The organism is Ferruginibacter sp. HRS2-29 (genome assembly GCF_024343615.1).
In the GTDB taxonomy this organism is placed as follows: Bacteria; Bacteroidota; Bacteroidia; order Chitinophagales; family Chitinophagaceae; genus Ferruginibacter.
Genome location: NZ_RJUB01000004.1, coordinates 46,223 through 68,963, shown reverse-complemented (window position 1 = coordinate 68,963; position 22,741 = coordinate 46,223). Strand labels below are relative to the sequence as shown.

Annotated in this window: 19 protein-coding genes and 1 tRNA gene; 6 read left to right on the top strand and 14 right to left on the bottom strand. The window is 42.7% G+C overall.

The window, feature by feature from the left end; all coding sequences use genetic code 11:
* Positions 1–111 precede the first annotated feature (111 nt).
* The 3 genes from EGI32_RS02415 to EGI32_RS02405 form a co-directional block, all read right to left on the bottom strand.
* Positions 112–1,122, bottom strand: coding sequence for a cytochrome d ubiquinol oxidase subunit II (locus EGI32_RS02415; RefSeq protein ID WP_255153767.1), 1,011 nt, complete (start codon positions 1,120–1,122; stop codon positions 112–114).
* Between the two features lie 170 nt (positions 1,123–1,292).
* The gene (locus EGI32_RS02410) at positions 1,293–2,609 is read right to left on the bottom strand and encodes a cytochrome ubiquinol oxidase subunit I (protein WP_255153766.1); all 1,317 of its coding nucleotides are present in this window, start codon (positions 2,607–2,609) and stop codon (positions 1,293–1,295) included.
* Between the two features lie 46 nt (positions 2,610–2,655).
* The gene (locus EGI32_RS02405; RefSeq protein WP_255153765.1) at positions 2,656–3,276 is read right to left on the bottom strand and encodes a hypothetical protein; all 621 of its coding nucleotides are present in this window, start codon (positions 3,274–3,276) and stop codon (positions 2,656–2,658) included.
* A gap of 156 nt (positions 3,277–3,432) precedes the next feature.
* Between EGI32_RS02405 and EGI32_RS02400 the strand changes: the two genes are divergently transcribed.
* Positions 3,433–3,804 (top strand): hypothetical protein, encoded by a 372-nt coding sequence (locus tag EGI32_RS02400; RefSeq protein ID WP_255153764.1) that lies wholly within the window; start codon positions 3,433–3,435, stop codon positions 3,802–3,804.
* A 268-nt stretch (positions 3,805–4,072) separates the two neighbouring features.
* Here EGI32_RS02400 and EGI32_RS02395 read toward each other — a convergent pair.
* Positions 4,073–4,145, bottom strand: a tRNA-Met gene (locus tag EGI32_RS02395).
* 130 nt (positions 4,146–4,275) lie between these two features.
* On the opposite strand from EGI32_RS02395, the gene EGI32_RS02390 reads away from it, so the two are divergent.
* Both EGI32_RS02390 and EGI32_RS02385 read left to right on the top strand, forming a co-directional pair.
* Positions 4,276–4,536, top strand: coding sequence for a hypothetical protein (locus EGI32_RS02390; RefSeq protein WP_255153763.1), 261 nt, complete (start codon positions 4,276–4,278; stop codon positions 4,534–4,536).
* A 167-nt stretch (positions 4,537–4,703) separates the two neighbouring features.
* The gene (locus EGI32_RS02385) at positions 4,704–5,444 is read left to right on the top strand and encodes a rhomboid family intramembrane serine protease (RefSeq protein ID WP_255153762.1); all 741 of its coding nucleotides are present in this window, start codon (positions 4,704–4,706) and stop codon (positions 5,442–5,444) included.
* A gap of 55 nt (positions 5,445–5,499) precedes the next feature.
* On the opposite strand, the gene EGI32_RS02380 is transcribed toward EGI32_RS02385, so the two are convergent.
* Positions 5,500–5,763: a hypothetical protein gene (locus EGI32_RS02380; RefSeq protein WP_255153761.1), complete on the bottom strand. Its 264-nt coding sequence runs from the start codon at positions 5,761–5,763 to the stop codon at positions 5,500–5,502.
* A 219-nt stretch (positions 5,764–5,982) separates the two neighbouring features.
* Between EGI32_RS02380 and EGI32_RS02375 the strand changes: the two genes are divergently transcribed.
* On the top strand, positions 5,983–7,038 hold the full coding sequence (locus EGI32_RS02375) for a nucleoid-associated protein (RefSeq protein ID WP_255153760.1): 1,056 nt from the start codon (positions 5,983–5,985) through the stop codon (positions 7,036–7,038).
* 331 nt (positions 7,039–7,369) lie between these two features.
* Here EGI32_RS02375 and EGI32_RS02370 read toward each other — a convergent pair whose 3' ends face one another.
* The 8 genes from EGI32_RS02370 to EGI32_RS02335 all read right to left on the bottom strand — a co-directional run bounded on the left by EGI32_RS02370 (position 7,370) and on the right by EGI32_RS02335 (position 19,121).
* Entirely contained in the window at positions 7,370–8,797 is a 1,428-nt protein-coding gene (locus EGI32_RS02370) for a TolC family protein (protein ID WP_255153759.1), read from the bottom strand.
* A gap of 19 nt (positions 8,798–8,816) precedes the next feature.
* Positions 8,817–9,479, bottom strand: a complete 663-nt coding sequence (locus EGI32_RS02365) for an ABC transporter ATP-binding protein (protein ID WP_255153758.1) — start codon at positions 9,477–9,479, stop codon at positions 8,817–8,819.
* A gap of 23 nt (positions 9,480–9,502) precedes the next feature.
* Positions 9,503–11,929 carry an ABC transporter permease gene (locus EGI32_RS02360; RefSeq protein WP_255153757.1) on the bottom strand — a complete coding sequence of 809 codons (2,427 nt, stop codon included), beginning with the start codon at positions 11,927–11,929 and terminating at the stop codon, positions 9,503–9,505.
* Between the two features lie 25 nt (positions 11,930–11,954).
* The gene (locus EGI32_RS02355) at positions 11,955–14,384 is read right to left on the bottom strand and encodes an ABC transporter permease (RefSeq protein WP_255153756.1); all 2,430 of its coding nucleotides are present in this window, start codon (positions 14,382–14,384) and stop codon (positions 11,955–11,957) included.
* Positions 14,385–14,411: 27 nt separating this feature from the next.
* Complete coding sequence (locus tag EGI32_RS02350) at positions 14,412–16,826, bottom strand: ABC transporter permease (protein WP_255153755.1); 2,415 nt, start codon at positions 16,824–16,826, stop codon at positions 14,412–14,414.
* A gap of 79 nt (positions 16,827–16,905) precedes the next feature.
* The gene (locus tag EGI32_RS02345; RefSeq protein WP_255153754.1) at positions 16,906–17,583 is read right to left on the bottom strand and encodes an ABC transporter ATP-binding protein; all 678 of its coding nucleotides are present in this window, start codon (positions 17,581–17,583) and stop codon (positions 16,906–16,908) included.
* Between the two features lie 44 nt (positions 17,584–17,627).
* Positions 17,628–17,819 (bottom strand): hypothetical protein, encoded by a 192-nt coding sequence (locus EGI32_RS02340; protein WP_255153753.1) that lies wholly within the window; start codon positions 17,817–17,819, stop codon positions 17,628–17,630.
* A 45-nt stretch (positions 17,820–17,864) separates the two neighbouring features.
* The gene (locus EGI32_RS02335; protein ID WP_255153752.1) at positions 17,865–19,121 is read right to left on the bottom strand and encodes an HlyD family efflux transporter periplasmic adaptor subunit; all 1,257 of its coding nucleotides are present in this window, start codon (positions 19,119–19,121) and stop codon (positions 17,865–17,867) included.
* A 229-nt stretch (positions 19,122–19,350) separates the two neighbouring features.
* Here EGI32_RS02335 and EGI32_RS02330 point away from each other — a divergent pair, with 229 nt between their 5' ends.
* Both EGI32_RS02330 and EGI32_RS02325 read left to right on the top strand, forming a co-directional pair.
* The gene (locus tag EGI32_RS02330; protein WP_255153751.1) at positions 19,351–20,709 is read left to right on the top strand and encodes a sigma-54 dependent transcriptional regulator; all 1,359 of its coding nucleotides are present in this window, start codon (positions 19,351–19,353) and stop codon (positions 20,707–20,709) included.
* Entirely contained in the window at positions 20,699–22,042 is a 1,344-nt protein-coding gene (locus EGI32_RS02325; RefSeq protein ID WP_255153750.1) for a PAS domain-containing sensor histidine kinase, read from the top strand. Before EGI32_RS02330 ends, EGI32_RS02325 begins: the two co-directional genes overlap by 11 nt.
* A gap of 287 nt (positions 22,043–22,329) precedes the next feature.
* On the opposite strand, the gene EGI32_RS02320 is transcribed toward EGI32_RS02325, so the two are convergent.
* The gene (locus EGI32_RS02320; RefSeq protein WP_255153749.1) at positions 22,330–22,626 is read right to left on the bottom strand and encodes a carboxypeptidase-like regulatory domain-containing protein; all 297 of its coding nucleotides are present in this window, start codon (positions 22,624–22,626) and stop codon (positions 22,330–22,332) included.
* Positions 22,627–22,741: the final 115 nt, after the last annotated feature.

Sequence of the window (22,741 nt, the reverse complement as noted above, 5' to 3'; positions counted from 1 at the left end):
TCATATATGATACGGGATGGGGAGGATCTGTTGCCTGAACACGATTAAAAATTAAAAATTAAAAATTACGAATTACGAATGCGAAAGGTAAGGTCATGGGTGAAGGGATGCCTAGCTCTTGATTTTTTTCTTTTGGAAATCATATACGAGGTAGAACAGGGCGGGCAGGATGAAAATGCTACCGATCAGCAAAGCAAGACCTAACGAGTAGATCGTTTTTTCATGTCCGCTGTTTTCAAGTAAGGAAAGGTGTGCGCCGTTTTTGAGCAAAACGATATCCGGGAAATGCCTGTAAGTAGTAGTCAGTAATATCATCGTTACCTGGAAGCCCGCGAGAACGCGGAGGATAAACCGTTTTCCTTTTTTTACCAGCCACCAGAATAATACCAGTGAAAGCGATGCGGCGGTGATGGCGCTTATGCCAACGGCATTGCCAAACACCCATTCTTTCAGCGGGATGCCGTCAATTTTTGCTGCGATAAAAACAAGTACTCCAGCTATTGCCGCAATAATATTAGTGGTCCTGGCTTTGGCTATAAAACGCTGCGTATCTTCTTCGTTATCCGTTTCGCCGATGAGGTATACTGCCGCCAGGAAGCCGCAGATAGCCACCGTAAAAATTCCTACTGCTACAGAAAAAAGATTGAGCCAGCTGAAAATATAACCCTCCAGGAAATTATGCGCACCGGGATCGATCTTTCCCGATACAGCGCTGCCGGCGATGATGCCCAGGAAGAGTGGGGTGATGCAACTGGCATACATGAAAATGCGGCGATAGATCACCTGCATATCGTCGACTACTGCATCGTAATGCCTGAACGTAAATGCCGTTCCCCGGGCTATGATACCCAGCAACATCGCGGTGAGCGGGATATGCAACGATACCGACATGGTAGAATATATTTCCGGAAAACCTACGAATAAGATCACGATGGCGATGATGAGCCACATGTGGTTCGCTTCCCAGATAGGGCCGATCGCACGGTACATGGTGCGGTGCGTACGCGGACGGTTCTTTTTGGAAGTGAACAATTCGATGATGCCCGCGCCAAAATCCGCCCCGCCCATCAGCAGGTAAAGCAGCACGGAAACCCATAAATATGCAATGACTACGTAAAGCATGATCAATATTTTTAAGGCAAATGGATAATTGAATAATGGATAATGGACAATGTTTTCAAATTGTATGTTCTTTAATCTTTTAAAAAATGTCCGCATGGATGCATTATCCCATTATCCCATTATCCATTATCCCATTATCCATTATTCCATTATCCATTATCCATTACCCATTATCCATTATCAACATCGTATAATTTCCCCACCATCTTTATCTGCCTGTACAACATATATATCACGATCAGCGCCAGCGAAAAATATACGGCGGTAAATAAATAAAATGAATAAGCGATGCCCGGCATCGGGGTAACAGCATCTTTGGTTTTCATCACACCGTTGATGATCCATGGCTGCCTGCCCACTTCCGTAACGGTCCAGCCGGCTTCTACCGCGATGAAACCCATGGGGGTGGCCAGCACAAAAAGTTTGAGCAGCCATTTACTATTGCGCCAGTTCTTTTTGCGCAGCACTGCTATGAAATACAGCACAGCGATGAGCATCATGATAGTTCCGAGGCCAACCATCACCTGGAAAGCGTAATGCGTGATGGCCACCGGCGGTTGTTCATCCGCAGGGATCTGGTCGAGGCCTTTCACTTCACTTTTGAAATCGCCGTGCGCCAGGAAACTCAATGCACCCGGTATACGTATGGCATAATCGACTGTTTTGGTTTTTTCGTTGGGAATGCCGCCGATGATAAGAGATGCCGAACTTTCAGTTTTGAAATGCGCTTCCATCGCTGCAAGTTTTGCCGGCTGCCTTTTGGCGATATCTTTCGCGGAATGATCGCCGCTGACAGTCTGCAGCAATGCTGCAATACACCCGAATACCGCTGCTATCTTGAAAGCCTTGGTATGAAATAAAACATTTTTGTTTTTCAATATCATCAACGCATGTATGCCCGCCACCGCAAAACCGGTAGCAGCAAAGGCCGCGAGCGACATATGCAGGGATTGTGAAAACCATGCTTTGTTGAACATGGCTTTGATGGGATCGATATTGATGTATTGTCCGTCGACATAATCGAACCCGGCGGGACTGTTCATCCAGGCATTGGCCGCCACTACGAGTATTCCTGAAATCAACCCGCTGATGCCGACAATTACGCCGGTGAACCAATGGAACCATTTGTTGAAGCGTCCCCAGCCATATAAGAAAAATCCGAGTGCGATGGCTTCAATGAAAAAAGCCGTTCCTTCCAGGGAAAAAGGCATGCCGAAAATAGGCCCTGCATGTTTCATGAATGTGGGCCAAAGTAATCCGAGTTCAAAAGATAAAACAGTTCCGGAAACAGCGCCGGTAGCAAAAAAGATCGCTACGCCTTTGCTCCAGGCTTTGGTTACATTTTTATAAACATCGTTGTTTGTCTTGATCCAGTAGTAATGTGAAACTGCCATGAAAAAAGGCATCACCATACCTATACAGGAGAAAATAATGTGAAATCCGAGAGAGAGGGCCATCTGGGAGCGGGCTGCGATAAAATCGTCCATAAGAAACAGTTTTTTATCCGCCGCAAAGGTATGCTGAAAACGGGTATCATTTTTTATTTCTTAATTCTTCCTGGATGTTTTTTCGCGCCTGTTTTTCATATAGGGAAAAAAAATGAGGCGTCTTGAATATCTGTTCCATCTGCAGGAAATTTTGCAGTACTTTTTTTCTTCCGGGTTTATATAAAAGATCGGGAAACCCGGTGTATTCTTTTCTTACTGCCAGGCTGTAAGCTTTGTACTCCTCCGGTTCGCTGCCCAATATGCATAGGTCGGCATCGGTGAAAAGATTGGTATCGTTGTCCGGGGAATGCTGATGTTTTTTGGTAGCGAGGATCATTTCCCTGCAATGCAACACTACCGGTTCCGGAACCTGTAGCGATTGCATAACTTTCACTGCCATCGCGGCGCTTTTATCTTCATTATCTCTCCTCAAAGGATTGTATACGATATCATGGTAAAATATGGTAAACAAAACAGCATCCCAATCCTCTACCCCTTGCCTGATTTCAACGAGTTCTTTCAGCAGATTTTCAAGATGAGCAAAGTTGTGGTAATGCCTTTTCTTGGCGGAATATTGTTTCTCTATTTGCTGCCAGAGTGTTGCCGCAACGTCGCTGCCGGCGGCATACCGGCCAACCAGGTGAAGGAATGTTTCTTTAAGTTCCATTGTGCTTTAAAATTACGCAAAGCGCCGATTCTTTTCAAGTCATTTTTTAAGAAATAACCGGTTTTTGAAAAATGATAAAAATCATATTCAGATATAGTGCCGGTCATTTTGCAGCAGGGTTGATTGAGCGAGATTTGTGTTATAAAATTAAACATCATGGCAACCACCACTTTATTTCACTCAGCAACTACCACTTATACTAACAAACACATAAAAACGAATATCATCGCCCGTTTTTTTACCTGGTGTACAAAGCAGGAAGGTAAACGCCTGATGTGGATGGGGATCATCCTGCCATTGCAGGCATGTATACTCGCGCCGGCAACACTGGCCATCGCATTGCTCGCCGGGATCCATTTCTCCCTTTTTATCCCGATCATCGCAGCATTAGTGCTCACTTTTATCACCAATCTTGCGGCATTGCCAACAAAGATCACCATCCCGGTTTTTGCGCTGGCAGTGCTGGTGGATATCGGTGTGATGATTGCTGCATTGGTGATAGGCGCTGATCTTACAAGGATATTTTAAAGAAGGTATATTTCAACCACAGCGTATGCTGTATGCGAAGGCTTGTTTTTACAAGCCTTTTTATTTTTGATGTACCTCTGTTGCACATCAATTATTTCTACCCCTCCATTCCTGTTACACTTTTTTTTAAAAAAAAGTTGTAACGGTATTATCTGTTCAAGACTTTTTAATGAGTAAGTTAAAACTGTCAAAAAATGGTAGCATAAAAAGGGTAATGTAGACACATCACCCGTTTTTCTGACAAACAAGGAGTTTGTTCAGTAGACTGTGGCCAATGGCCGGAATCGAACCGGCGTTGCAAGTAGTATGAGACCTGTACCTCACCATTCAGTCACATGACCATTTATACTACAAATATAAACGATAAAAATTAATATCCTACTAAAACGGTAGACTAATTATTTTTTATGTATTTTTGAAAACGAAGCCGATTCGTTTGTATGCCATTTCACACAAATAAAATTATTGAACATGGCAAAGTATATTGTAAACATTGAAGTGGAGAACGCCGCGGAAGCGGATTATATAACATTGGAGGATGCGATGTCGAAAATGTATTTCAAAACAGAAAACCACACCTCCGCAGTGGTGCCATATTATGGCGGAAGCCGCAGGTTCAGCAGGTTTGCCGATATCGGCCTGCAGGAAGTGAGTGGGTTGGTAAAAAAAGCGGCAGTGCTGCTCGGAAAAAAATATTCCTTTTTTATCATCCGGCAAAGATCATTGCGTTGAAAATTGTTTTCTAACGTTGATGCATATGCGCATAATGCTTTAGACAGGTAAATGATATATTTTCATCTATCAGACTGTGGGTAGTAGTGTATTCAATAAAGGACTTAGATTTCCACAAGTTCAAAACTATTTGCCACAGTCCTGTATATTTACTTCAAATAAAAAATATGCTGCCCATTGGTGATGATAACTCAGACCGCAAGATATTTCCGTTTGTCAATATCATATTGATCGCTATTAACATCATCGTTTTTATTATCTACCAGAAGTGGGGGACAGACCTGGATTTTACTTTCAGCCATGCTACAGTGCCGACAGAGATCATGAGCGGAACAGATATCGTTACTTCTCCTATAACAGTCAATGACCCTCTCAGTGGGCGGGATGTGACAGTGCCCGGCCTTGGCCCGACTCCTTTCAGTGTTTATCTTACCTTGCTGACTTCAATGTTCATGCATGGCGGGATCGGGCATATAGCAGGAAATATGTTGTACCTGCTTATTTTCGGCGATAACCTTGAAGACAGGATGGGGCACCTGCGTTATCTGCTATTTTATCTTTTGTGTGGTGTACTGGCATCTCTTACGCATGTTGGCACCGATTATCTTTTCGGGGAAGATCACCTGGTACCAAGTCTTGGCGCATCCGGAGCTATTTCGGGTGTGATGGGTGGTTACCTGCTTTTGTTTCCGGGCAAAAAAGTCAAGGTACTGATATTTATACTGCTCGTCCGGCTACCGGCATTCATCGTACTTGGCTTCTGGATTGCCTTGCAGATAGCAAATGGTACCGGTTATCTTGGCGGAAGCGAAGCCAGTGGGATCGCTTATGCGGCCCATATCGGCGGGTTTGCCGCAGGATTATTGCTGGTGAAGAGTTTTGTGAAAAAAGAAAAGAATAATGGATAACTGTTCAATGGATAATGATCAATTATTCATTATCCATTGAACCATCATCCTTTAACTATTTGAGTTCTTCCTCTATCACTTCATTAAAAATTACCTCTTTTTCCTGCACCCATTTTGGCAATCCCGGGGTGATGATCTTCCAGGTACCGTCATCTTTCTGCATCTGAAGCATTACACGGTTCCCCCTGTCATCACTTACATCTACAGAGAAAATTCCATCGTTATGGGGATTGGCCTTACGGAAGTTGAATTCCTTCAATTGCCCGTTTACCTTCAAAAGTTTAGTGAATTGTATATTTCGCACAAAGTCAAATTTCATGAGATATGTTTAAACCCGACCTATTGCAATAATTATACTACAATTTGAAAATGGGGAAAAATGTCAGGTGAAGCAGTCTTTTTAAGATATCTATAAAAACAATATGTATCAATGGGTAAGGTAAAATGAGTTACATATCATCCATCTTTTTGAAGCAGTGACAGTCATTGACACTATTTTCTTCACTATTTTCGCGGCTCATACCAAAAATTGCGTTGAATGATCTATCATACCGAAGCCAGCCTCCTACAATTATCCATACACCAGGCAGGCAATAAATTGCTGGATGAAAAATACGTCTTATCTGAAGCCCCTTATGAGATCCAGGATGATGTGCTGGAAAAATTGCTGAAGCAATATTTTTTGACGCCTTTTGAAAAAACGAATGAGGTTTATAGATTATATCATCCATCTGATGATCTGGGATTGAATGAGGTCTATCATTTTGTTTCCGCAATTTTTGATGATGCTGAAACTTTTCATGCAAATAGCGAGCAATTGACCAAACATCTTTACGATACTTCTAATCACCCTAAAATAAAAAGTGGCGAACTGTACGTAGCTTATTTTGAGCAGTTACAGATAGAAGGCGCCCTGCACAAAGCAGTGGGTATTTTCAAATCGGAAAGTAAAGAACCATACCTGAAAGTAGCGGCTAAGAAAAATAAATACCAGGTCGATTACGAAGAAGAAGCCATCAATATTAAAAAGCTGGACAAAGGTTGCCTGATATTCGATACAGAAAAAGAAGAAGGGTATAAGGTCGCGATTGTTGATCAGACCAATCGCAATGGTGATGCCCAATACTGGGTGGATGAATTTTTGAAACTGAAAGTGCGCAATGATAATTACAACCAGACTTCCAACACGCTGAGCATTTACAAAGAATTCGTCACGGATAAACTGGAGGAATCATTTGACCTTACCAAAACGGATAAGATCGATCTGCTCAACCGTTCGATGAAATATTTTAAAGAAAAAGACAATTTCGATCTCGACGAATTCGCTTTTGAAGTGATCAATAATGAAAAGGGGATAGAAGCGTTCAAAACATTTAAATCTACCTACGAAGAGGAATCGGGCAATATGATCGCGGATTCTTTTGAAATAAATAATGCCGCTGTAAAAAAACAGGCCCGTGTTTTCAAGAGCGTGCTAAAACTGGATAAAAACTTCCATATCTATATTCATGGAAATAATGAGCTGATTGAAAAAGGATTTGATGAAAGAATGAATATGAATTTTTATAAGGTTTATTTCCGGGAAGAACAATAGTCAATTACGAATTAATAATTACGAATTACGAATGATTGCGAAGAATGAAGCGGATAGAAAAATCGCAGATTTTAAAGAGATAAAAGGATTTCACAGATTGGTTTCTGCAAAGCAGAAACGGAAATGCAGTTTATAAATTTTGAAGCTTTAATAAAAGTTCTCAAATTTATAAACTGCATTTCTGTTTTTACGAAGTAAAAATAATCTGTGCAATCCCCTTCATCCTTTTTTAATCTGCGATCCCCCTTCGCTTCATTCTTCGCAATCATTCGTAATTCGTAATTCGTAATTCGTAATTCGTAATTCGTAATTCGTAATTCGTAATTCGTAATTATTGAAGGTTGAGTTTATTCTGATAATAATCTAAGATCTTTGTTCTGAAAATATAATCATACTTCGCCAGTATCAGGTTGATCGCGGTACGATCGGAATTGTTTTTTGCTATCAGGTAGTCTACTTGTGTTGATACACCTGCTTTGTAGCGCACATCGGCAATCCTGAAAGCTGCATCGAAATCACTCACCTGCTGAAGCAGTAAGGTGTATTTGTCATAAGCCGCAGTCATGTTTAATGCAGCTTGTTCGATGGATTGTTTTAACTGGATCCTGGTAGTTTCAAGGATATATTCATTGTTCCGGAGCGTGTTTTTCGACAGCAACAGATTGTTTTTTGCCGTATTTCTGTTGAAGATCGGTACCCGTACATTCAACCCGAATGAAGTATTGTAGTTGTTCTTAAATTGATCGGTATAACCGATCTTTTGTGTCAGGTAATTGTTTCGTGTAGTGATGACCGGTAGTTTATCGGTCCCCACAGTTACAAAGTCGCCCGATTCAACCTGCGTGGTATTGAGGAAAAGCTGGCTTTGTGCCGCATTGGAATAATTTGTGTAGATATTCGCGCCAAAACTTACCTGCGGATAAAACGCGCCGCGGGAAACTTTTACTGCGGAAGCAGCACTCCGGGTGCGCAGATCGGCAGCTTTTACCGATGCTATGAACTCCAGGGCCTGCTGGTAAATGCTTTCAGGATCAGCGAGGTATTTAGTAGCATAATCCGATGCGGATACCTGTTCTACCTTCATGTTTTTATTGTAAGGAATGTTCATCAACTGGCACAACGCAAGTTTAGCAGTTTCCACGGCATTGCTATTGTTTACAACGGCCAGTTCATCATTTGCCTGCTGGCCTTTTAGTTCATAAAGCTGGGCCGGAATGATCGATCCTTCATTGTTAAGCTGTGTAAGCCTTTCCACCTGCTTCTTCGTAAGCACAAGCTGGTTTTGCGACTGATGCAATTGTTCTTCATTATTCAATACCTGCAGATATGCCAGCAAAACATTCAGCATGAGATTGTCTTTGGATTGTTGTACATCCATTTTTCCGGCTTCTTCGTTTTGTCGATTTTGTTTTACCAGGTTTTTCAACTGTCCTCCATTGAACAGGACAACATTGGTACCAAGGCCATACTGGCCGTAAAAAATTTCCTGGTTAATATACGAGTTGGTAAATGGATCGATGCTGCGTCCCTGGTTAAGGCCGTGATTGATATCAGCCAACAGGTCCGGAAGCCGGTTTGATCTTGCCTGGTTGAGCAGGATGCCTGAACGCTCCAGTTGTAAATTGGATTGTTTCACCTGCAGGTTATTTTCGAATGCGATATCCACGCATTTCTTAAGGCTAAAAGTGCTGCTATCTTGTGCCAATACCGGTATGCAGCTCATCATTATCCCGGATAATATTATTAACGTCTTTTTCATTTTTCTGATTTGTCTGTTCTTAAAGTTCAATTCTCGCATCCAGCATATGAATGGTACGGGAGCCGTAAGCGGCATTTTTTTCTGAGTGCGTGGCTTGTATGATCGTAACGCCTTCGTCATTCAACTGCTTGAAAAGTTCCATGATCTCTTCGCCTTGTTTTGAATTGAGGTTGCCCGTAGGTTCATCTGCAAGTATGAGTTTCGGAGAAGCTATCAAGGCACGCGCTATCCCTACCAGCTGTTGTTGCCCTCCGGATAACTGCGAAGGGAACAGGTCTTTTTTACCAACGATGTTGAACTTATCGAGCATATCTGCTACCAATGCTTTTCGTTCCGATTGTTTCACATCCTGGTACAATAAGGGGGTTTCAATATTTTCATAAACAGTGAGTTCGTCAATCAGGTGATAGGCCTGGAATACAAACCCGATGTGGCTTTTGTAAATAGCCGAACGTTGTTTTTCTTTCAGCTTGAACACTTCCTGTCCCATGAAATTGTAATCGCCTTCATCAGGCTGATCCAGCATGCCGATCACATTCAGGAGAGTTGATTTTCCCGAACCTGAAGGCCCCATGATAGAGATAAATTGTCCTTCCTGTATTTCCAGGTTGATATCTTTCAGCAGGAAGATCCTTGATCCACCTTGCGTTACCCATTTTGAAATATGTTGTAGTTGTATCATTTTTTATGATTGATGAGTGAGTTTTATTCTGTCCGTAAATTTTTTACAGGATTGGAAAAAGCGATCTTTATAGTTTTCAAAACGATTACGATCCCGGTCAATATGGCCAGTAGAATTCCAACGCTGATGAATGGAAACCATGTCACATCGATCCGGTACGCATAATTTGTCAGCCATCTGTTTACAAATAGCCAGGTAACCGGCCATGCGATGCAGTTTGCGATGATCAGCAGTATCGAAAATTCTTTTCCGAATAATAACAATACCTGTGCAACAGAAGCGCCCAACACTTTTCGTATGCCTACTTCTTTGGTACGGCGTGTGATCGTTTGCGTTACTATACCCAATACACCCAGCAACACAATGACCAGAGCGATGCCGGTAGCAGTGCCTGAAGCTAGTTTCATCTGGCGTTCGGTGCTGTAAAGGCGGGCCAGCGTATCATCCATGAAAACATATTCGAACGGGGCACCGGGCAGGAGCGAAGACCATTTCTTTTGTATGGAGGCAAGATTTTTTTCTGTGTCGGCAGTATTGATCTTGAACGAGAGATAACGGAACAATGGAGCATTCTGCACATGGATGAAGTACATCGGTTTGATGCTCTCATGCAAAGTGCCGAAGTTGAAATCCTTCACCACGCCTCCAACAATGGATGCCTGTGGATTGCCTTCAAACTTTACCTGCTGACCGATTGCTTCCTGCGCATTTTTCCATCCCAATGCTTTTACGGCAGTCTCATTCAATACTACTCCAAGCGAATCGGGGTTACCACCTTTTTCATTAAAAAAATCTCCGGCTGCCATCGGTATACCATAGGTGGCCCTGTATTTTTCATCCGTAAATAAAGAGACAGCCACAACTCCTTTTGTAGAATCCTGCGCTGCTTTGTAGAGGTTGTTGTTCATACTCGCACTCGCGCCATCCGGGATTTCATAGGAAAAGCTGGAACTGATGACACCCGGAAGAGAAGCAAATTGATTGCGCACAGATATCATTTTTTGCACACCTTCCGGAGTCCAGTCACGCGGCACTTTGGCCGTGATGACCTGGTCTTTTTTATAACCAAGATCTTTGGTGAGGAAGAATTTAACCTGTTCATTGATAAATACAGCCGCCACGAATACTACAATTGCAGTAACGAACTGTAAACCTATCAATGAATGCCTGAACCATATTTTTTCTTTTACGGTTTGTAATTTTCCTTTCAAGGAATCGAGTGATCGTTGCCTTGATAAAACGAACGCAGGGTAAATGCCCGCCATTACGCCGATCAGCAGGGTAAGGATGATGGGTATGAACGCGAATTGCAAAGGAAAAGAAAATAACCTGGTCAGTTCTTTATTCAGCATGTTACCAAAGAACGGCCTTGCTGCTGCGTATAACAGTAAAGAAACGATCACGGAAAATGCCACCAGCACAATTGATTCCGTCAGGAATTGTATGATCAATTGGCGTTTGTCGCTACCCATAACTTTACGGACGCCGATTTCTTTTAAGCGGCTTACGGAATTACCAACGGAAATATTTACGAAGTTGACCATCGCCATGAAAAGGATAAACAGTGCCACGGCGCCCAAAGCCCAGATTGTCCTGTAAACGATACCATTGTTGGATTGCAGGTAATAATCCTTAACAGGGGTGAGGTATACCTGTAGGTTTTTTTGAACAGACGGTTCTGTATTCAGTTTTATAAGCTGTGCAATAGGAGCCTGTAGTTGTGATGGGGTTACCCCTTTTTTAAGTTGCACATAACTCAGTACAAATGCATTTTGCCAGGCTTCAAAAGCGGCATCCCTGCCAAAGAAACGCAGGCTGGAAGCGGGCAGGAAAAATTCATTGGTCCCTTTATTGATGCCGTTGCCCCAGCTGTTGATAGTATTCTGAGGAGGATCTTTCATTACCCCCGTGATCTCAAAATCCTGTTTGCTTCCTGAAAAAGACTGGATGGTAAGCGTTTGCCCTATTACGTTAGTAGTGCCAAAATATTTGATCGCTTTGGATGCGGTAAGCACAAGCGAAGTTGGTTTGTCCAACGCAGTGGAAGCATTTCCATATATTAACGGGAACCCCATCATTTCAAGGAAACTGGCATCACCTACCTGCAGGCCTTCCGTAAAATGTTTATCACCTTTTGATACGATTGAACTGATGCCATCGTGATGATAATAATTTTCTACCAGGTTGGGGTAGTTTTCTTTGAGGGCTTTGGAAAGCGGCGCCAGTGTAGCAAAATCGAGACCCATGGAAGGGTCCTTCCATTTGCTTTGCAAGAGGAATATCTCGTCTTTATGCGAAATATTTTTATTCACCTGCAGTTCGCTCCAGATATAAGCACCGATCAGTAATGTAAATGCTATACCTATCGAAAGCCCGAAAATATTGATGGCAGTGAAAGTTTTATTCTTCCACAGGTGCCGGACAGCTATTTTAAAATAATTTTTAAACATATTGTTGTTTTGATCGTAATCAATTTTATTCGGTCCGAAGGCTCTTTACGGGGTTTGCGAGGGCAGCTTTCATTGCTCTGAAACCCACTGTGGCCAATGCGATCAGGATGGCGATGGAGCCGGCCAGTAAAAACGACCACCAGCCAACATTTATATGATACGCAAAATCCTGCAGCCATTTATGCATGAAATACCAGGCTATCGGCGATGCGATAATAAAAGCGATCAGCACCAGTCGCAGCAGGTCTTTTGAGAGCAAAGTCACTATACTCCCCACACCCGCGCCTAATACTTTTCGTACACCTATTTCTTTCACACGCGATTCCACTGTAAAAGATGCCAGGCCGAAAAGCCCCAGGCATGCGATGAAGATGGCCCATATGGATGCTGTGGTGAAGATGTGCCCATACTGTTTTTCGGATGCATACAACTTATCGTATTTTTCATCTTCAAAAAAATACTCGAACGGGTTGCCCGCAAAACTCTCTTTGTAAGCCTTCTCAAGCGATGCTATCTTTTCGGGAGTGTTGCCTGGCGATAATCTTACGGTGTAATAACTGCTCGTATTTTGAGGATAAAATATCACCGGGTCGATGGCATGTTGTACTCCCAGGTGATGATAGTCTTTTACTACGCCAATTATCTGCAATGGCCGCTCATCCCACTGAACATTCACATGCAAAGCTTCTTCAGGATTTTTGAAACCTAATTGCCGGATCGCCTGTTCATTCATTAACACTTTACTGTTATCATTCCATTCAACCGCACATTCCTGTGCAGTAAAGTTTCTTCCGGCCACCAATGGTATTCCATAGGTTTTCAAAAAGCGATCACTGATGATGGCGAATGAATAGTTTTTTAATTCATCGCCTTTTTTAGAGGCAGGCTGTGTAAACCCGCCTGTAACAAAGCTGTAGAAATTGCCGGGCACACTGCCGGATACACAGTAATCCTGCACAAAACTTTTGGATGCCAGTGTATTTATGAATGCCTCTTTCCTGTTTTTATAAGTACTGTCTTTGCCTACCTCGGGGCCGCGTAATACGAGTAGTTCCGATGTATTGAGGCCAAGGTTTTTATTCTGCATGAAGCGCAATTGGCCGAAGATGGTAAGCGTGGCTATGATGAGTGCGATTGAAATAACGAATTGTGAAACAACCAGTGATCTGCGCAAAAAGATGCCTTTTGAGGTTTTGCTCACCTTGCCTTTTAAGATATCAAGAGGCTTGAAACCTGATAAAACGAACGCGGTATATCCTCCGGAAAATATGGAGCCGAGCATAAGCAATAACAGGCCATATATCCACAAGGTAGAACTGGTAATGGTTTGAAGCGAAAGAGGTTTATCTACCAGTTTGTTGAATAAGGGTTGTAATAAAAGGATCAATACGATTGCGAATAAAAAGCCAAGAAGGTTGATCAGCAAAGATTCCCCCATGAATTGCAAAACGAGGTTGCTCCTGCTTGCACCAATCACTTTGCGTACGCCTACTTCGCCTGCACGTTTGAAGGAGTTTGCAGTTGATAAGTTGACATAGTTGAACCAGGCTATAACCAGTATCAGCAGGGAAATTCCACCCAGCACATAGATGTATTTCAGGTTTCCGGTAGTAGGGTAGCTGTCGCCCAACGAAGTTCCGAGGTGTACATTTGAAAAGGCCTGTAGCCTGAAGCGTACGCCATCCTTATCTTTTTTTAACTCATCCCTTAGGGTATTCAGCTTTTTTTCTAAAGCGGCGACGTCTGAATTTTTATTCAGCAGGAAAAAAGTATTGATGTATTGAGAATTCAGATTGTCGGGAGCAGCCCAATCGTTGCTGTTGAGATTTGCCGGATCTTTCAGTGTTTCCAGCGAAAACACCATATCGTAACGGATATCTGAATTTTCCTTCATGTCTTCGTATACGCCGCTGACTGTATATACAGCTTTTCCAAACTGGTTATTCAATACCAACGTTTTTCCTATCGCGTTTTCTTTGCCAAAATATTTTTTTACGGTAGATGCGGAAAGGTAGACCGTGTTTGGTTTTTCGAGATCTGTGGCATTGCCATTCAATAATGAAAAGCTGAATAAATTAAAGAAATTTCCATCAGCGTACCCGATGCCTGATTCGCGGTAGCTGGTATTGCTATTGTCATTTTTTGTAACGATGCCTTGTGCGATTCCTTCTTCAAAACGGCAGTATTCTTTTATCTCCGGGTAGCGTTGCCTGGCCTGCATTGCCCATCCCGGCTCTACTTCAGGCCAGGTTTTACCATCCGGAGATTCGTTGATGAGTCGATACATCGATGGCAGGTTGGCATGAAATTTATTAACGCTTTGCTCCAGGCTGATGTATTCCAGCAACAACAGGAAAGCGGCAATCCCCATCGCCAGACCGGTAATGTTGATGAAAGAGAAAACCTTGTTGCGGCGCAGGTTGCGAAACGCGAGTTTGATATGATTGGTAAACATAAATAATGTATGATGGTGATCGATCGGTTATTCTGTACGCAGGCTTTTCACCGGGTTGGCAACTGCCGCTTTGATCGCTTTGTAACCGACTGTTATCCACGCTATCATTATGGATATCAGGATGGCTATCAGGAAAACTCCCGCTCCAAGCTGTATCCTGTACTGGAAATTCTGTAACCAGCCATTCATCATGTACCAGGCCAATGGCGCGGCGATCACGAACGAGATGAGGATCAGTACAGTGAATTCTTTTGAGAACAGGTAGACGATATTTCTTTCAGAAGCGCCCAGGACTTTGCGGATGCCCACTTCTTTTGTTTTTTGTACTGCCATAAAAGAAACCAGGCCGAATAATCCGAGGCTCGAGATGAACACGGCAAGTGCTGCAAATATTTTATACAAAAGCGAAAGCTGGTTTTCCTGCTTGTAGAAATCATTGATCTTGGTATCCATAAAAGCAGTCTTGTAAGCATAAGAAGGATAAAAACTATTCCAGGTATTCTCAATGGCAGACTGTGTTTGGGCCAGGTTACTGGAGCTTATCTTGATCGCCGTTTTGCCATAAAAGTTCGAATTTTGTATGATCAGGATGGGATTGATGGCGTCCCGCAGGGAATTGGTTTTGAAATCTTTTACAACACCTACGATTTTCTTCCAGGGCGCTCCACCGATGCGGATATCTTTACTTAATGCGTCTTCTGGTTTTTTAAGGTTCAGCTTTTTCAGCAGTGTTTCATTGATGACTATTTCCCTGACAGAATCGCTTTTTTCGAAAGGCCGTCCTGCAATAAATTCCAGCCCGAAAGTTTTGAAATAATTTTCGTCTGCAAATTTCAACGAAACAGGATACGGTTCATCATCCTTATGATCAAAAGCGAAATTGCTGCTCCAGTTATTGTCAGAAGATGGTTCGTCAGCATTGAACGAAACATTTACTACACCTGGCGTCTGCAAAAGTTTTTCCCTGAATGCACCGTATTGCTGTATCACGCTGCTGTCAGCATTTGTAGACATTAACAACACTGCTTCTTTATTGAATCCAAGATCAGCGTTATGAACAAAATTCATCTGCATTACTGCAACGATCGTTCCCACGATCAATACCTGTGAGATGACAAATTGAGTTACCACCAATCCACGCCGCAATGAAATGCCACCCACTTTCGCGGAGGTGATCCTGTTCTTTAAAGCCATGATAGGCTTAAATCCTGAGAGTATCAATGATGGGTATAACCCGGCAAATAATGTAACGACTGCCCCTGTCAGCAATCCAAATACAAGTGTTTGCGCATTAAAAAGGCTAAGATTCTCCTGTATGGAAACGATGTGTTTGATGTAAGGAAGGCAAAGCATGGCGATAATGATGGCGAGTATTCCGGCGATCAGTACGATCAACCCGGTTTCGCCCATAACCTGCAGGAACAGCTGTTTCCGGCTGCTGCCCAAAACTTTTCGCATCCCGATTTCCTTCGACCTGCCTACAGCCTGCGCCGTGGAAAGATTGATAAAATTGATGCAGGCCATGATGATGATAAATAAACCGATGAGCGAAAGTGTAAGCAGGGTAGAGCGTTCTGTAACGTGATCGCCGAATGTTTCAAATCTTTTATCGAAATGAACATCTTTCAATGGTTGCAGGAAATTGATCTTTTCTGATTTATCATTTCTGCCCGTATAATTCTTTTTGCTGAATTCTAAAAGTTGCCGGTCGCCTTCCGCTTGCGTCATGGAAGCTGGTAGCAATGCAAATATCTGGTAATTGCTGGAAGTGGTTCCCCATTCGGTCGCATTGAAATTATAATGATCACCATATTTTTTTACTGTTTCGTAGGATACCAGGGCTCCTAATGGAAAATCAGTGTTGGCGGGCACATCATCTAAAATGGCGGTAACTTTCAAAGGGACGAAATTGTCCATCAACAACATTTTGTTTACAGCATCTTTCCAGTTGCCGAAATATTTTTCCGCGTATTTTTTTGTCAGCACCACGGTGTTAGGTTCTTTCAAAGCCGCCGGCGATCCATTGAGCCAGGTATAACTGAATAGTTCAAAAAATGTTGGCTCGCAGAAGAACATCCCTGAATCTTCAATGAATTTTTTATCAGCTCCTCCGGAATTATTCACCACGGAAACCTGTGCGCCATACAATGAGTTCAATGCTGTGAATTTAGTATTCGGCATTTGCAGGCGAAGCGCTTCCAAAGCGGGGTTTGGAATGCCGGAAGTATAGTTGGTGCGGTCTGCATATTTATTTTGCGTAACCACGTGATAAAGGTTCTTGTAGTTAGGCTGTGTTTTGTCATACGACATTTCATAACGTACTACGAGGAATAATAAAAGGCAGGACGCAATACCGATGGCGAGGCCGGTGATATTGATCGCAGCATAACCTTTATGCTTCAGCAGATTCCGGAATGCTATTTTGAAATAATTCTTTAACATGATAAATGTATGATGTATGATTTGAGATGCCCGCCCGTCTGACATCGTTCGGACGGATATGATGTTCCGCAACTACATTTTAAACCAGGATATTTTCGGTCACTACCTGTCCATCGAGCATGCGTATGATCCTGTGGCTGTAACGTGCATCGTGTTCGCTGTGCGTTACCATCACCACAGTAGTTCCCTGTTCGTTCAGGTCGGTGAGCAATTGCATCACTTCATTACCATTGGATGAATCGAGGTTACCGGTAGGTTCATCCGCGAGGATCAGTTTGGGATTGTTTACTACTGCCCTTGCCACTGCCACACGCTGTTGTTGTCCACCCGAAAGCTGCTGTGGGTAATGGTTCCGGCGATGCATGATCTGCATCTTTTCCAATACCTCATCCACTTTTTGTTTGCGGTCAGCTGTTTTGATACCGAGATAGATCAATGGCAGTTCTACATTTTCAAAAACAGTCAGCTCATCGATCAGGTTGAAACTCTGGAAAACAAAACCGATATTTTTCTTCCGCAGGTCGGCACGTTTCCTTTCATTGAATCCCGCGATCTCTGTTCCGTTAAAAAGAAAACTGCCTTTATCCACGTCATCCAGCAAGCCGAGAATGTTGAGCAACGTTGATTTTCCACAACCGGAAGGCCCCATCACTGCTACAAATTCACCTTCCTTTACTTCAAAAGAAAGTTTGTTCAAGGCAACAGTTTCTACGTCTTCTGTACGGTAAACTTTTTCGAGCTGAGAAATTTTTATCATGATCTTATTTTTATTCGTTTTTTAAATTTTATATAGGGCAGGTGTTAATAAACTGAAAGGTTTTTCATGATGCGGTATCCCGGCAATTTTACAGAAGCCCCTTGTTCCTGATGCTTTTCATGACTCTTCGGAAATGAAGTTTTATCTTTTCCGGTAACATCATTTTGCTGCCGGTGCAACAGCGCCCAGAAAACAACTGCAGATAGGGTCAACAATATTGTTAATTGCTTTTTCATGTATTCGGTTTTTTAAAATTCTTAATTTTTACTTCATCATTGGTCTTATTCTTTTTTCAATATGAGCTCCTGCATCGTTCCGTAATTTTCGTAACTCGATGTGATCACTTTTTCGCCTGGTTTCAATCCGCTCACTACTTCATAAAAATCCGGGCTCTGGCGATTGAGTTGGATATCTGTTTTATAAGCGATGGTGCCGCTTTCGTTCAACTTGTAGATCCAGTTGCCGCCGGTCTGCTGAAAGAAACCGCCCGTAGGGATCAGTATCGCCTGTGTTTCATCACTGAGTGCCAGCCTGATCTGTAAAGTTTGTCCCCTGCGTACCCCTTCCGGTGCAGCTCCGTCAAATTCCATATCCACCTGGAACCTGCTGTTCGTAACCTGCGTATATACTTTTTTTATTTTTAATTTGTAGTCTTTTCCTGCCAGTGTAAACTTACCCATAAGACCGATGAAAACTCTTGAAATGTAGTGTTCATCAATATCTACACGTACCTTAAAACCACTTGTTACGTCTATCTGCCCCAGTCTTTCGCCTTTGTTTTTCGACTGGCCGATCTCTGCATCCAGTGAAGTAAGTTGGCCATCTACCGGAGCCCGTACAATCAGGTCACCCACTTTTTTGCGCATCAATGCCAATGCATTTTGCATTCTAGAATAAGATTGTCCCGCCTGGCTGATCTGCAGTTTACCGGAAGCCATATCTTTCTCCAGGGTTTCCTGGGTGAGTTTTTTTCTTTTCAACTGGTAATTGTAATTATTTTCAGAAGCCTTGAATTCCTGCGACCCGATCGCATTCTGGTCGTACAGCGTCTTATTTAATTTATAAACCCTTTCGGCTTCAATGCTGGCGTTATCTACATCCGCCATCTGGTTTAATTTTCCAATGGTGTTCTGATCAGCATTGTTGCGGGTGTTTTGCATCTGAGTCAATACATCATACACCTGGGTTTCCTGGTTGGCAAGGCTCAGTTCAAGATCGGTGTTTGCCAGGCGAAGGATCGGCTGATCTTTTTTCATCATGGCGCCATCTTCCACATATTTTTCTTCCACTCGTCCACCTTCCAAAGCATCCAGGTAAATGGTGGTCACCGGAAGCACGATGCCATTCACGGGCACAAATTCCTGGAATGGCCCCTTGGTAACTTCACTCACTGTAATGCGGCTGGTATCAACATTCAACCTGCTCTTCCCGGAAGTCAGGAGGTAGCTTGCCACAACAAGCCCAACCAGTGCTGCAACACCCACGATCGTCAGCACCCTTTTTTTGTTCCATTTCTTTTTTTCTATAACTCTGTCCACGGTATGATTTTTTTGTACAAGAGATAAGATAACAAGTGTGCCATAAACTATCATATGTGATTACCAGTTAGTTATAAAAAATCTCAACTGTCCGTTTGTCCGCAAACAATACAACAAGTGTCCGCTTTTGATACACATGCCACCGCTTCCAATATCTAAAATATTAGTTGTCATAGCTTTAGATTTATGGTATACTTGTAGTTCAATACCGGATCATATATTATACATTATGTTATTAAAGAATGCTTCAATACTGATCATCGACGATGATACAGATGTGCTGACTGCTGTCAGGCTACTGCTGAAAACCGAAGTGAAAGAGGTACTCACGGAAAAAAATCCTGAAAATATAAAGCATCTGCTGGCGAAACATTCGTTCGACCTGATCATGCTGGACATGAACTTCAATAGTTCTATCAACACCGGAAATGAAGGGATTTACTGGCTGCGCAAAATAAAAGAACTCAAGCCGTCTGTTGCGGTGATCATGATCACCGCTTACGGAGATATAGACCTGGCAGTGCGTTCGCTGAAAGAAGGGGCTGCAGATTTTGTGGTAAAACCATGGCACAATGAGCGCCTGATCACTTCGCTGAAAGATGTGCTTAATAAAAACAATGATAAAGTGGCGTCAAAAAAATCGGCTGATGATGGCGCCACATTCAACAAGGAAATTCTGGGTACTTCGGAAGCGATGCAGGAGATCTTTTACAAGATTGAAAAGATAGCGCCTACGGATGCCAATATTTTAATACTTGGTGAAAACGGTACCGGTAAAGACCTGATCGCGAAAGCGATCCATGAACAATCACTGCGCGCCGGAAAACCTTTTGTAAAAGTGGACGTAGGTGCATTGACCGAAAGCCTTTTTGAAAGCGAACTTTTTGGCCATAAAAAGGGAGCGTTTACAGATGCCCGTGAGGATAGGGCAGGAAGGTTTGAAGCAGCCGATGGCGGAACATTATTTTTGGATGAGATAGGGAATATTTCTTTGCAGCAACAATCAAAATTATTGAGCGTGCTGCAAAACCGGCAGGTGATGCGGCTTGGAGATAATCTTCCGAGGTCCATCGACATTCGCCTGGTATGTGCTACCAACGTGCAGTTGAGTGCGCTCGCCAATGAAAGCCGCTTCCGTAAGGACCTTATTTACAGGATAAATACGGTGGAGATCATTTTGCCGCCCTTGCGGAAACGCAGTACAGACATCGTTTTGCTGGCCAATCATTTCAGCAGGATATACAGCAACAAATACCTGAAGCCTGTGTTGAAATTTGATAAGTCTGCTACAGAAAAATTAGAGAAGTATAGTTTCCCGGGTAATGTGCGTGAACTTCAATATGCGATAGAACGTGCGGTGATCATGGCCGATGGTGATGTGTTGCAGGCAAATGACATTATTTTTTCACCGATAGAAACTTTTACGCCGGAAACGGAAAAGATAGATGAAACTACGCTGAGTGTGGTGGAGAAGAATACAATATTAAAAGTGATTGAAAAACATCATGGAAATATTTCCAAAGCCGCCAAAGAACTGGGGCTCACAAGAACGGCTCTTTACAGGAGATTGAATAAATATGACATTTAAAAATTCAGACTGGAAGATCATCTGGCGGGTGATGTTATTGCTCGCAACACTGGTGCTGGCAGCGTTCCTGGCGGTCAGGAATGCATGGGTGTACCTGGTGATCCTTACGCCGGTGATTGTTTACCAGGTGATATTATTCATTCGCCTGCAACGTACGGCCTACAACGAACTCAACCAGTTTGTGAAGTCGGTACAATACCGGGATTTCTCCCGCAGTTTCGATGTGGCGGGCGCTTCGGCAGATATGAAACCGATGAGAAAAGGTTTTAATGATATCATCGAAGCGTTCAAACAGATGAGTAAGGAAAAAGAAACCCAGTATCAATACCTGCAGCAAATACTGGAGCTCGTGGATACCGGGATCATTTCTTATAAAGTATCCACCGGCGAAGTGGTCTGGATGAATGAATCATTGAAAAAGATGCTGCAACTGCCATATCTTAAAACGATCGGTTCGCTCAAGCGCAGGGACGAAGCCTTGTACAATGATATTTTGTCGCTGAAGAGTGGCAGCAGCAAGATCGCGACAGCACACCTGGAAAATGGTTCATTCAAGCTGATCCTGGCGGGCACTACGTTTCAGACGGATGGAGAAAAATATAACCTGGCTGTTTTTCAGAATGTGGATGAAGCATTGGATGAAACGGAAGCGAAAGCCTGGGAAAAATTATTAAATGTGATGACACATGAGATCATGAATTCCATTGCGCCGATCTCTTCACTGGCGGATACTTTAAAGCATCGCCTGAAAGAATCCATGAGCCATTTGAACAATGATGCCGGCAGTGTGGATGATCTGGAATTAGGAATAGATACGATCAAACGCCGCAGCGAAGGGTTGCTGAAATTTGCCGAAACATATCGCAACCTCAACAAGATCAGTGCGCCGAGTGTGAGGACGGTGTATGTACGTGATCTCTTTGAAGACATCAACAGCCTGATGCAGCCTACATTTGATCAGAAAAACATCAGTCTCGATATAGTGCTGAAAGATATGGGTATGATGTTGGAAATCGATACCAGCCTTATCGAGCAGGTATTGATCAACCTTGTTGTAAACAGCATTGAAGCGATCAGGGATAGCCCGGAACCTACCATTACTTTATCGGCTTACCGGGATATCAGTAAAAAACCGGTGATCAAAGTGGCTGATAACGGGACCGGCATAGCGCCGGATGTGATGGAAAAAATATTCATTCCTTTTTTCAGTACCAAGAAGAGTGGGAGCGGGATCGGGCTTAGCCTTTGCAAACAGATCATGATGTTGCACAAAGGAAATATCCAGGTGCAGTCGGTGGAAGGAGAAGGGACAGTGTTTTTATTGCAGTTTTAAAGAATATGCAATGGATAATTGATAATGGATAATGGATAATTGTACAATGGATAATGGTCAATTACTATTACTTTGTAGTACGTTCGAACACTAATATGCTTCCACTGTAGAAATTATCTATTGTACAATTATCCATTATAACTATACATTCAAATGAAAAGGCAGCATAGAAATGCCGCCCCTTTTCGATTGATTGCCGTTTTATAAACTGACGCCCCGGGCGGATTCGAACCGCCGTTGAAGGTTTTGCAGACCTTTACCTAACCACTCGGCCACGAGACTATATATCATTGACTTTTAGCCAATACTATTCTTAAATTGCGATAGACGCCATTGAGCGTGATCACCCTGCTTTTAAAATTTTTATGCGATATGAATATCTTTACAGGCTTATCCTGCCAGGTTGTAAAACGAAAGTTTCCATTCGCATCTGTAGTCGCCTCTTCTTCTCCTTTTACCACATATAAATATGCTTTATCTATCGGCGACTTTGTTTCTTCACTGATTATGGTACCCGATACCTCATTGGCTTCAAATACCGGTTTTGAAATAAATAATTGGAGCGTCAGAAATAATAAATACATACAGTAACGATTTCCGGATCAAAAGTAGGAGAGTTTTATTAATCTACCAAATTAGTAGACTATTATTTGATGGTTAATTGTACGGTGGGTAATATTATCCATTGTACAATTATCC